The following is a 10,795-nucleotide window of genomic DNA, read 5'->3' on the forward strand; positions in this document are numbered from 1 at the left end:
TGTCATAAAACCGCAACATTGTACCGTTATGGACCATTCCGGGTGCGGGGCGCGACCGGGTTTTGTGCGCCCGCGCAACGGCAGGCGCAACCCGGTTTCCCCGTTTGCGCAGAGTGTGCTACTCGCTGCCGTAGAAACTCTGCGGACCCGCAAAGTTGTCGAACTTCGTAAATTGACCGTGGAACGTGAGGCGAACGGGGCCGATCGGACCGTTACGCTGCTTGCCGATGATGATTTCGGCAGTACCCTTGTCGGGGCTGTCCGGGTTGTAGACTTCGTCGCGATAGATAAACAGGATCACGTCCGCGTCCTGTTCGATTGCACCCGATTCGCGCAAGTCCGACATGATCGGTCGCTTGTTCGGACGCTGTTCCAGACCGCGGTTCAGCTGCGACAGCGCGATCACGGGAACATCGAGTTCCTTGGCAAGACTCTTCAACGAACGCGAGATTTCCGAGATTTCCGTAGCACGGTTTTCACCCGACGACGAACCACTCATCAGCTGCAAATAGTCGATGATGATCAGGCCGAGCTTGCCGCACTGGCGTGACAGACGCCGCGCGCGCGAGCGCAGTTCCATCGGGTTCAGACCGCCCGTTTCATCGATGAAAAGCTGCGCTTCGCTCATTTTCTGGACGGCGTGCGTGAGCTTCGGCCAATCTTCGTCCGTCAGACGCCCGGTTCGCATGCGATGCTGGTCGAGCCGGCCGACCGAGCCGAGCATACGCATGGTCAGCTGCGTACCGGGCATTTCCATCGAGAACACGGCCACGGGCAGGCCATATTCGACCGCCACGTATTCGCCGATATTCATCGAAAACGCCGTCTTACCCATCGACGGACGCCCTGCCACGATGATCAGTTCGCCACCATGCATGCCCGAGGTCATGCGATCGAGATCGACGAAACCTGTCGGCGTGCCTGTCACGTCGCTCGGATTCGCCGTGTGGTACAGCGTGTCGATCCGTTCGACTACCTGCGTCAGCAGCGGCCCGATTTCGAGGAAACCCTGCGTGCCGCGCGCGCCGTCTTCGGCGATCGAGAACACCTTCGATTCCGCTTCGTCGAGCAGTTGGCGGACTTCCTTGCCTTGCGGATTGAATGCATCGGCGGAGATTTCGTCGGCAACCGACACCAGACGACGCAGCACCGCGCGATCCCGCACGATTTCCGCAAAACGGCGGATATTCGCCGCGCTCGGCGTGTTTTGCGCGAGCGCATTCAGATACGCCAGCCCGCCGACTTCTTCGGCCTTGCCGGCCGTGGTCAGCGCTTCATAGACGGTCACGACGTCGGCAGGACGCGTAGCCGCGATCAGCCTGCCGATCTGCTCGAAAATGATGCGGTGGTCGTAACGGTAAAAGTCGCTTTGCGCGAGGAAGTCAGCGATGCGGTCCCATGCGCCGTTGTCGAGCAGCAGTCCGCCCAGCACCGATTGCTCGGCCTCGATGGAATGGGGCGGGACTTTCAGCGACTCGATTTGAGGATCTTTCGACGGTGCGTTCATGGGGTGGAATTATCGAACAAATAGCGCCTTCAAGATAGCGCGCTGCGAGGCGGGAATTCGGGATCGTAAACGACGATTGCAGAGAACAAAAAAGGCAGAGGCCGGTTTCCCGGCCCCTGCCCTTCGTCGCCAGAAAATTCCTGGCGATCTACTTCTTGTGTCAGCTGATGCTTAGACGTGTTCGCCCAGCACTGCGACCGTCACGTCAACCGTGACGTCCGTGTGCAGCGAAACGTGCACCGGGTGATCGCCAACCGTCTTCAGCGGGCCTTCCGGCAGACGCACTTGCGCCTTTTCCACTGCGAAGCCTTGCTTCGTGAGCGCGTCAGCGATGTCAGCGTTCGTCACCGAGCCGAACAGACGACCGTCGACGCCAGCCTTCTGGCCGATCTGAACCGTCATGCCGGCCAGCTTTTCGCCTTGAGCCTGAGCAGCTGCCAGCTTCTCAGCGGCAACCTTTTCCAGTTCTGCGCGGCGAACTTCGAATTCAGCGATCGCTTCCTTCGTTGCGCGGCGTGCCTTCTTGTTCGGGATCAGGAAGTTACGTGCGTAGCCGTCCTTGACCTTGACGATGTCGCCCAGGTTACCGACGTTCACAACTTTTTCGAGAAGAATGATTTGCATTCGGATGCTCCTTGAGACGTCGTCCGGTTAGGCCTTGTGCTGATCGGTGTACGGCATCAGCGCGAGGAAACGTGCGCGCTTGATTGCCGTGTCGAGCTGGCGTTGGTAGTGGGCCTTGGTACCCGTCAGACGTGCCGGCGTGATCTTGCCGTTTTCGCCGATGAAGTCCTTCAGCGTATCGATGTCCTTGTAGTCGATCTGTTCGACACCTGCAGCCGTGAAACGGCAGAACTTCTTGCGCTTGAAGAGCGGGTTTTGTTGCTGACGACGCTTGTCGAATTTCTTACCAGTCGGGCGGGGCATGATTAGTCCTTTCCAATGTCCTGCAATTCTGTGATGTGAAACACCAGAGTTCGCGCGTTGCGGTTTTTCTTCGCCAGGAAACCGGTGAAAAGCGTTTCGACGCCCATTTCAACCCGTTCCAGCTTGCCGCTCGCCTCACCGGCCGCGACCGCCTGCATGGTCAGTTCGACGGTTCGGGCAATGCCCGCCTCGACCACCTGCGTGCGGTGTTGCAACGTACAGCCTGCGATCGGAACGCCTGCGGGGGTGTACCGCACAATTTCGCGTTCGACGACACTTGCCGTGAGTTGCAGCCGGTTCATCGATTCCTTTTACGGACGCTGACTGAGTGCGTGCCGCGTCACTCTGATGGCTTAACGATTCTGCTTTAAGCCTGCGCTTCGGTCGGCTGAGCGGCAGCCGCCTTCTTGGCTTCTTCGCGCTGCACTTCCTTCATCATCGGCGACGGGCCGGTTTCGGCCTTCTTCATCTTGACGATGAGGTGACGCAGGACGGCGTCGTTGAACTTGAACGCGTGTTCGAGTTCGTCGAGCGTAGCCTGGTCGCATTCGATGTTCATGCAGACGTAGTGAGCCTTCGCGAGTTTCTCGATCATGTAGGCCAGCTGGCGACGGCCCCAGTCTTCGATACGGTGGATCTGGCCACCGTGCGACGTGATCGTGGACTTGTAACGCTCGATCATGGCGGGCACTTGCTCGCTTTGATCGGGGTGCACGATAAATACGATTTCGTAATGACGCATGTTCACTCCTTGACTTATGGATAGAAGCCACCCGGGCGTCGGAACCGGTGTGGCAAGTGAGAAGCCAAAGACTATAACGTGAATCGGCACTCTTTGCAAGATAAAGCGGGTAGCGAACAGCAGAATCGGACGTGTTTTCAATGATTTAGGGCGACAGGCAGCGTCTGGATACGCCACCTGCCGCCCTTTTTCGGCATCGATTAAGCATGAATACGCTTTATTGCGCGCTCAACTCCCCGGATACGGCGCGCCCGGTTCGGTGCCGTGCAGCCGCGCCGTCAGCGCCGCCTGCAAGGCCGTCAGCGTCTCGGGCGCGGCGTCGGTCACGGCCCACCACATCATGCCGTCGTCGCGCCAGCGCGCCACCGCGTAGCCATCCTGAATCAGCGGCGCGCCCGGCTTGCCGGCTGCGCGGTCATCCTCTGGCAGCACGTAGACGTCGATCACGTGCTTCGCGTGCCGGTACGTCAGCACGGCCACCCGTCGATGCCCAACATAGTCGAGTCGCCCGCCCACGAGGGGAAAACCGCTGACGGCGAGATCCTCGACGGGCGGCGCATAGTCGATCTTGCCGTTGAACCACGGCTTGACCGTGTGCTGATCCGAGGACACGACATCGATGTCGTGCCCCGACAGTTGCGCCCGCACGTGGCTCGCCACCAGTTCGTCGACCAGCGGCAACGGCTCGCCCGTGCGGTGCAGCGTCACTGCGATGCCCGCCGCGACCAGCACGCACAGCGCCAGCGCGAGGCCGCTGCGCCAGGCGGCGCCCGCATGCCAGCCGCCACCGCCCATCGTGCCGCCCGCGCCCTCGCCTGCCAGCGGGCCGAAACCGCCGCCCTTGGGCAGGGACGGCAATTGCGGCAATCGCACCCAGTCGCGCCAGCCTTTGCGTTGCCTCGCACGCGGCTCGGGCCGCATCGAACGGTCGCGAGCGTCGTCACGCATGCTGTCGCGTGCCGTTTCGCGCGGCGTCGCAAGCTCCGTCGACGGCAGCGCCGCCATGATCTTCGAGCGCAGTTCGTCCGGCGCCCGGTAGTAGTTGGCCGAGCGCACCGCGCCCTTCATCGCCCGCACCATGTCGCTTTCCCTCCGGCAGGCCTCGCAGCTTTCGATATGCCGCTGCACATCGCGTGATTGCGGCGGCGTGAGTTCATGGTCCGCATTCGCATCGAGAAGCGGCCGTGCTTCGTTACAGTCCATCTGGCGCCTCCTGTGCGAGTCCGCCCGGCAACGCGCCGGGAGCGTGCGGCATCCAGCCGCTGCCGGTTTTACGTGGTGTGTCGGTCACCGTGCTGTCGCGCGCTGGACAAGGCGGCCCCTGCGTGCGGGCACGCATCGCCGGCCGCGCGCCCGGCACGTCTCCCGCCGCGTCCGACCCGCGGTGCGCCGCGCTATCGCGCGCGCCGCCCTTCGAGCGCGGACTCCCCTTCGACTGCAGCGTTGTCAGCACCGTGGCGAGCTTGCGCCGCCCGCGCGCGAGCCGCGACATCACGGTGCCCACGGGCAGGTCGGCGATCGTCGCGATTTCGCGGTAGCTCAGCTCCTCCAGCTCGCGCAGGATCAGCACCTCGCGATACTCGACGGGCAACTGCTCCAGCGCTTCGTGCACGAGCCGCGTGTCTTCGTCGCGCATCATCAGCGCTTCGGGGTCAGGCGAACTGCTGCTCCAGCCTTCGAAGGTCGCGTCGTCGAGATTCTCGTCGAACTCGATCGTCGCGTTTACGCCGCCCGAGCGCCTACGCCATTCCGTGTACCACGTGCGGCGCACGATCGCGAGCAGCCAGGGCCGCGCGGTCTCGCCGTGAAACGTGTCGAAGAAACGGTATGCGCGCATGAACGCTTCCTGCACGACGTCGTCAGCGTCGTGCCCGTTGCCGCACAACCAGCGCGCGAGGTTATACGCAGCATCGAGATGCGGCAGCGCCATCTGCTGAAAACGCAGACTGCGTGCGGCTTCGGCGCGTGCGTCGCCTTGCGCTTGTTTTCCGGTCTCATCCACCGATCGCCTCCAGGCTTGCCCAGACTCCACGCCTGCAAAACCCATCTGCAATCCAGTTTATTCCCGGTTTTTACGAATTCTGTGAGAAAAGTAGGTAGAAGGCGGGATTGGGCGTGTTGCAACAGGCCCCAGCCGTGACATCTACCCGACATTCATCCAGTAGTCCGCCCGCGAATACACCTCTTTCAGATAATCGATGAAATACCGCACCTTGGCGGGGACATATCGCTGTTGCGGATATACGGCAAGAATGTCGTAATCGGGCAGCGCGTATTCATCGAGCACCGTTTCGAGTTCGCCGCGCGCCAGTTGCTGGTCGATCTCCCACGTCGAGCGCCATCCAAGCCCGAGTCCTTCCGACACCCAGCGGTGCAGCAGCTCGCCATCGTTGCAATCGAGCGTCCCACCGACGCGCACCGTCGTCAGCTTGCCATTGCGCCGGAAATACCAGCCTCGGTTCTGCCCGCCCTGCAGATTGAACGCGAGGCAGTTATGCGCCGGCAGATCTTCCAGCGACTTCGGCTTGCCGTGCTTGCGAAAGTACGCGGGCGTGCCGCACACCACGCGCCGGTTGGTCGCGAGCTTCACGGCGACGAAATTCGGATCGACCGCACCGCCGATACGAATCGACAGGTCATAGCCTTCACGCACCCGATCGACGACGCGGGCCGTCAGATTGAACGACACCTGCAATTCAGGCTTGTCCTTCAGGAACTCAGGCGCTAGCGGCGCCACGTGTTTGCGTCCGAACGCGGCCGGCGCCGACACGAGCAGATGGCCATTCACCGAGCGACGCCCCGCCATCAACTCGTTTTCGGCCTGATCCCATTCGCTTAGCAAACCGCGGCAACGCTCCAGAAACGCCGCGCCTTCTTCGCTGACCACCAGCCGCCGCGTCGAGCGGTACATCAGCTTCACGCCGAGGCGTTTTTCGAGCGCATCGATGCGCCGCCCGAGAATCACGGGCGATACGCCCTCCTCCAGCGCTGCCGACGCCAGACTGCCCGCGTCAGCGACGCGCACGAACGTTTCGATCTGTTTGAAGCGGTCCATTTTTTGTCTCCAAGTGCCGTGGCACGGGCGTCTCGCCGTATCCCGCCGGGACGGGCGCCCCACCTGCATTCCATACTTTTTGTTTTGGAATAAGCGACCTTGAATGATCTTATCAAACCTTAGATGCAGTCTTAAAGTGTGTCTAACACCCATCCGCTTTAAGAACTTCCAGGAGACATTCATGGCCAAGATGAGAGCCGTCGACGCAGCGGTGCTCGTGCTCGAAAAAGAAGGCATCGACACGGCATTCGGCGTTCCGGGCGCCGCCATCAATCCGTTCTACTCGGCCATGCGCAAGGCAGGCAACATCAGTCACGTGCTGGCGCGCCACGTCGAAGGCGCATCGCACATGGCCGAAGGCTATACGCGTGCCGCGCCGGGCAATATCGGCGTGTGTATCGGCACGTCGGGCCCTGCCGGCACCGACATGATCACCGGTTTGTACTCGGCCCAGGCCGACTCGATTCCTATCCTCGCGATCACGGGTCAGGCGCCGCGTGCGCGTCTGTACAAGGAAGACTTCCAGGCCGTCGATATCGAATCGATCGCCAAGCCCGTCACGAAGTGGGCCGTCACCGTGCGTGAACCGGCACTCGTGCCGCGCGTGTTCCAGCAGGCATTCCACCTGATGCGCTCGGGCCGTCCCGGTCCCGTGCTCGTCGACCTGCCGATCGACGTGCAGCTCGCCGAAATCGAATTCGACATCGACACGTACGAACCGCTGCCCATCTACAAGCCTGCTGCGACGCGCAAGCAGATCGAAGCCGCGCTCACGTTGCTCAACGATTCCGCCAAGCCGCTGATCGTCTCGGGTGGCGGCGTGCTCAACGCAGCCGCTGAAGACCTGCTCGTGCAGTTCGCGGAAACGGTCGGCGTGCCCGTGATCCCGACGCTGATGTCGTGGGGCGCGATTCCCGACGATCACCCGCTGATGGCCGGCATGGTCGGTCTGCAGACGTCGCACCGCTACGGCAACGCGACCATGCGCGCCTCCGACTTCGTGCTCGGCATCGGCAACCGTTGGGCGATCCGTCACACGGGCAGCGTCGATGTGTACACGAAGGGCCGCAAGTTCGTGCACGTCGATATCGAACCGACGCAGATTGGTCGCGTGTTCGGCCCGGATCTCGGCATCGTCTCGGATGCGAAGAAGGCGCTCGAACTGTTCGTCGAAGTCGCGAAAGAATGGAAGGCCGCCGGCAAGCTCAAAGACCGCAGCGCATGGGTCGAAGAATGCCAGGCACGCAAGCGCACGCTGCAACGCAAGACGCACTTCGAAAACGTGCCGATCAAGCCGCAGCGCGTGTACGAAGAGATGAACAAGGTGTTTGGCCGCGATACGTGCTACGTCAGCACGATCGGTCTGTCGCAGATCGCCGCCGCGCAGTTCCTGCACGTGTTCAAGGCACGCAACTGGATCAACTGCGGCCAGGCAGGCCCGCTCGGCTGGACGATTCCGGCTGCACTGGGCGTGCGCGCCGCTGATCCGCAGCGCCCCATCGTCGCGCTGTCGGGCGACTACGACTTCCAGTTCATGATCGAAGAACTGGCCGTGGGCGCGCAGTTCAAGCTGCCGTACGTGCATGTGGTGGTGAACAACTCGTATCTGGGCCTGATCCGCCAGGCACAGCGCGCGTTCGACATGGACTTCTGCGTGCAGCTCGCGTTCGACAACATCAACGCGCCGGAACTCGAAGGCTATGGCGTCGATCACGTGGCTGTTGCCGAAGGTCTGGGTTGCAAGGCGATCCGCGTGTTCAAGCCGGAAGACATCAAGCCCGCGCTCGAAAAAGCGCAATCGATGCTCTCCGAGTTCAGCGTGCCCGTGATCGTCGAAGTGATCCTCGAACGTGTGACCAACATTTCGATGGGCACCGAAATCGACGCGATCAACGAGTTCGAAGATCTCGCCGTCACGCGCGCCGATGCACCGAGCGCTGTCAGCCTGCTCGACTGATTTGCCGTACCCGCTTCATCCGGATGAATGCGTTCGCAACGAATCGCATTCATCCGCGTCACGCCGTTCAATTTGACCGACCAGAGAGAAAAAGCAACATGCCGAAATTTGCCGCGAATCTCACGATGCTGTTCAACGAAGTCCCCTTCCTCGACCGCTTCGCAGCGGCTGCCGAGGCGGGCTTCGACGCCGTCGAATTTCTGTTCCCGTATCCGTATCAGATCGCTGAACTGTCGGAGCGTCTGCAGCAGAACAAGCTGAAGCTGGTGCTGCACAACCTCCCCGCTGGCAACTGGGAAGCGGGCGAACGTGGTATCGCGTCGCTGCCGGACCGCGTGGGCGAGTTCCAGGAAGGCGTGGGCCGCGCGATCGAATACGCGAAGGCACTGAAGGTGCCGCAACTGAACTGCCTCGTCGGAATTCCGAAAAACGTCGATGTCGACAAGGCGCGTTCGACCATCGTCGATAACCTGCGCTTCGCTGCCGGCGAGTTGAAGAAAGAAGGCATCAGGCTGCTGGTCGAGCCGTGCAACTCGTACGACATTCCGGGCTTCGCGCTGAACCGTTCGTCGGAAGGACTCGACGTGATTCAGGCCGTCGGCTCCGACAATCTGTTCCTGCAATACGACATCTATCACATGCAACGGATGGAAGGCGAACTCGCCGCGACGATCAAGAAGCACTTCGCGCAGATCGCCCATATCCAGCTCGCCGACAACCCGGGCCGCAACGAGCCGGGCACGGGCGAAATCAACTATCCGTTCCTGTTCGATCTGCTCGATTCGCTCGGCTATCAGGGCTACGTCGGCTGCGAGTACAAGCCGCGCACCACGACGGCGGAAGGCCTCGGCTGGCTGGAAAACGTCGCGGGTGTGAAGCGCGCGCATGCAGCAGCCTGATCGAGGCGCTGCCCTCGCCTGACGGCAGCAACACGAGCACATTTCGAACCTTATTTACTGGAGACTCACGCAATGGCAAAGATCGGTTTCATTGGCCTCGGCATCATGGGCGCGCACATGGCGCGCAACCTCATCAAGGGCGGCCATTCGCTGTTCGTCAATGGCGCGTACCCGGTGCCGGACGATCTCGCCAACACCACCAGCGTCGTGGCCGATTCGACGGCGGTCGCGCAGGCTGCCGACCTCGTCATCATCATGGTGCCGGATACGCCGGACGTGTCGAACGTGCTGTTCAACGATGACGGCGTCGCGAAGGGTCTGAGCAAGGGGAAGCTGGTGATCGACATGAGCTCGATCTCGCCGCTCGACACGCAGGCATTCGCAAAGAAGATCAACGAACTGGGCTGCGACTACCTCGATGCGCCGGTTTCCGGCGGCGAAGTGGGTGCACGTGAAGCGACGCTGACGATCATGGTTGGCGGCCCGCAAAAGTCGTTCGATCTTGCCAGGCCGCTGTTCGAACTGATGGGCAAGAACATCTCGCTGATCGGCGACAACGGCGCGGGTCAGACCTGCAAGGTCGCGAACCAGATCATCGTTGCACTGAACATCGAGGCCGTGGCAGAAGCCCTGCTGTTCGCTGCGCGTTCGGGCGCTGATCCGGAGCGCGTGCGCAAGGCATTGATGGGCGGTTTCGCGTCGTCGCGCATTCTCGAAGTGCATGGCGAGCGCATGACGAAGCGCACGTTCAATCCGGGCTTCCGTATCGAGTTGCACCAGAAGGATCTGAACCTCGCACTCGACGGCGCGCGCAAACTGGGTATCGCATTGCCGCATACGGCGAACGCACAGCAACTGTTCAGCGTGTGTGCGGCTAACGGCGGCAAGGCATGGGATCACTCGGCGATGGTTCGCGCGCTCGAAATCATGGCGAACTTTGAAGTCGCGCAGGCACCGGCTGCAGATCAGAAGGCCGCTTAAGCAAGTCTGTTTTTACTTTAGCGCTGCTGCGTTGCTTGCGGTAGCGCACTGGTGGGGCGCCTGGTCCGGCGCGCGGCACGCATCGGATCGGGCAAATCATGCCGCTCTGGGCTGAGAGCGGCAAGTGGGGTCCGCAGCGGCACCCGGCGATGACGGGGAAGCCTTGGTCGGTCAGACGTCAGCGTCGGGTGTCCTGCTGTCGGATAAGGTTTTTTTGTGGTTTTTGTCTGCGACGCCATTTTGGGTTTTTTTATGGCTTGTCGGTGACAGTCGTGGTTTGTTTCTGGTTGGTCATGCGTTGCTCACGTGCCGATTGCTTTTGTTTTGCTTTGTTTTGTTTTGTTTTGTTTTGCTGGCATCCGCGATATGACGTACCACTTCATGCGTTGCCCCTGTGCGGGGCGGCACTTACTTTCTTTGCCGCCGCAAAGAAAGTAAGCAAAGAAAGCGGGCTAACACCGCCCGCTTCGGTCTTTGCCTGCGGGCCCCCAACGGTTCCTATCCTCCACGCGGCAACCTCTCAGTCACCGCCCGTTGCCCACGCTTCGAATAGTCGCCTACCCCACTTCAATCACCCGTAGCGCCCCAAGCGGCAGCGACTCGCATATCCAGCCCAGGTGGCAAACGGTGTGTAGGTTGTCGCGCATTCTGCGTCGGCGATCCTACAAGACACACCGCCTTTGCTTTTCAGTCCGGAGTGAAGCGCATACGCCGCGACAGCCGACAC

General features: G+C 61.5%; 11 protein-coding genes. 3 read left to right on the forward strand and 8 right to left on the reverse strand.

Annotation, left to right across the window (positions count from 1 at the left end):
• Positions 1 to 118 precede the first annotated feature (118 nt).
• The 8 genes from DK391_RS37015 to DK391_RS37050 form a co-directional block, all read right to left on the reverse strand.
• Positions 119 to 1,507 carry a replicative DNA helicase gene (locus tag DK391_RS37015; RefSeq protein WP_109482968.1) on the reverse strand — a complete coding sequence of 463 codons (1,389 nt, stop codon included), beginning with the start codon at positions 1,505 to 1,507 and terminating at the stop codon, positions 119 to 121.
• Positions 1,508 to 1,678: 171 nt separating this feature from the next.
• A complete protein-coding gene (gene rplI, locus DK391_RS37020) occupies positions 1,679 to 2,131 on the reverse strand; it encodes a 50S ribosomal protein L9 (protein ID WP_109482969.1) in 453 nt (150 codons plus the stop codon).
• Between the two features lie 27 nt (positions 2,132 to 2,158).
• Positions 2,159 to 2,434 carry a 30S ribosomal protein S18 gene (rpsR, locus tag DK391_RS37025; RefSeq protein WP_012400321.1) on the reverse strand — a complete coding sequence of 92 codons (276 nt, stop codon included), beginning with the start codon at positions 2,432 to 2,434 and terminating at the stop codon, positions 2,159 to 2,161.
• A 2-nt stretch (positions 2,435 to 2,436) separates the two neighbouring features.
• A complete protein-coding gene (gene priB / locus DK391_RS37030) occupies positions 2,437 to 2,736 on the reverse strand; it encodes a primosomal replication protein N (RefSeq protein WP_109482970.1) in 300 nt (99 codons plus the stop codon).
• Positions 2,737 to 2,801: 65 nt separating this feature from the next.
• A complete protein-coding gene (gene rpsF / locus DK391_RS37035; RefSeq protein WP_109482971.1) occupies positions 2,802 to 3,176 on the reverse strand; it encodes a 30S ribosomal protein S6 in 375 nt (124 codons plus the stop codon).
• A gap of 228 nt (positions 3,177 to 3,404) precedes the next feature.
• A complete protein-coding gene (locus DK391_RS37040; protein WP_109482972.1) occupies positions 3,405 to 4,379 on the reverse strand; it encodes an anti-sigma factor in 975 nt (324 codons plus the stop codon).
• Positions 4,369 to 5,178, reverse strand: coding sequence for an RNA polymerase sigma factor (locus DK391_RS37045; RefSeq protein ID WP_239483056.1), 810 nt, complete (start codon positions 5,176 to 5,178; stop codon positions 4,369 to 4,371). Before DK391_RS37045 ends, DK391_RS37040 begins: the two co-directional genes overlap by 11 nt.
• 141 nt (positions 5,179 to 5,319) lie before the next feature.
• Positions 5,320 to 6,231 (reverse strand): LysR family transcriptional regulator, encoded by a 912-nt coding sequence (locus DK391_RS37050; RefSeq protein WP_109482974.1) that lies wholly within the window; start codon positions 6,229 to 6,231, stop codon positions 5,320 to 5,322.
• Between the two features lie 181 nt (positions 6,232 to 6,412).
• Between DK391_RS37050 and gcl the strand changes: the two genes are divergently transcribed.
• From gcl to DK391_RS37065, 3 genes are all read left to right on the forward strand, one after another.
• Positions 6,413 to 8,188: a glyoxylate carboligase gene (gene gcl, locus DK391_RS37055; protein WP_109482975.1), complete on the forward strand. Its 1,776-nt coding sequence runs from the start codon at positions 6,413 to 6,415 to the stop codon at positions 8,186 to 8,188.
• A 98-nt stretch (positions 8,189 to 8,286) separates the two neighbouring features.
• The gene (gene otnI, locus DK391_RS37060; RefSeq protein WP_109482977.1) at positions 8,287 to 9,087 is read left to right on the forward strand and encodes a 2-oxo-tetronate isomerase; all 801 of its coding nucleotides are present in this window, start codon (positions 8,287 to 8,289) and stop codon (positions 9,085 to 9,087) included.
• A 72-nt stretch (positions 9,088 to 9,159) separates the two neighbouring features.
• Positions 9,160 to 10,068 (forward strand): 2-hydroxy-3-oxopropionate reductase, encoded by a 909-nt coding sequence (locus tag DK391_RS37065; protein ID WP_109482976.1) that lies wholly within the window; start codon positions 9,160 to 9,162, stop codon positions 10,066 to 10,068.
• Positions 10,069 to 10,795 lie beyond the last annotated feature (727 nt).

The organism is Paraburkholderia sp. C35 (assembly GCF_003121405.1).
GTDB lineage: Bacteria > Pseudomonadota > Gammaproteobacteria > Burkholderiales > Burkholderiaceae > Paraburkholderia.

Excerpts from the sequence above, each read along its gene's own strand:
- DK391_RS37015 (WP_109482968.1), bottom strand. The coding sequence starts at position 1,507 with ATGAACGCACCGTCGAAAGATCCTCAAATCGAGTCGCTGAAAGTCCCG.
- rplI (WP_109482969.1), bottom strand. The coding sequence starts at position 2,131 with ATGCAAATCATTCTTCTCGAAAAAGTTGTGAACGTCGGTAACCTGGGC.
- rpsR (WP_012400321.1), bottom strand. The coding sequence starts at position 2,434 with ATGCCCCGCCCGACTGGTAAGAAATTCGACAAGCGTCGTCAGCAACAA.
- priB (WP_109482970.1), bottom strand. The coding sequence starts at position 2,736 with ATGAACCGGCTGCAACTCACGGCAAGTGTCGTCGAACGCGAAATTGTG.
- rpsF (WP_109482971.1), bottom strand. The coding sequence starts at position 3,176 with ATGCGTCATTACGAAATCGTATTTATCGTGCACCCCGATCAAAGCGAG.
- DK391_RS37040 (WP_109482972.1), bottom strand. The coding sequence starts at position 4,379 with ATGGACTGTAACGAAGCACGGCCGCTTCTCGATGCGAATGCGGACCAT.
- DK391_RS37050 (WP_109482974.1), bottom strand. The coding sequence starts at position 6,231 with ATGGACCGCTTCAAACAGATCGAAACGTTCGTGCGCGTCGCTGACGCG.
- gcl (WP_109482975.1), top strand. The coding sequence starts at position 6,413 with ATGGCCAAGATGAGAGCCGTCGACGCAGCGGTGCTCGTGCTCGAAAAA.
- otnI (WP_109482977.1), top strand. The coding sequence starts at position 8,287 with ATGCCGAAATTTGCCGCGAATCTCACGATGCTGTTCAACGAAGTCCCC.
- DK391_RS37065 (WP_109482976.1), top strand. The coding sequence starts at position 9,160 with ATGGCAAAGATCGGTTTCATTGGCCTCGGCATCATGGGCGCGCACATG.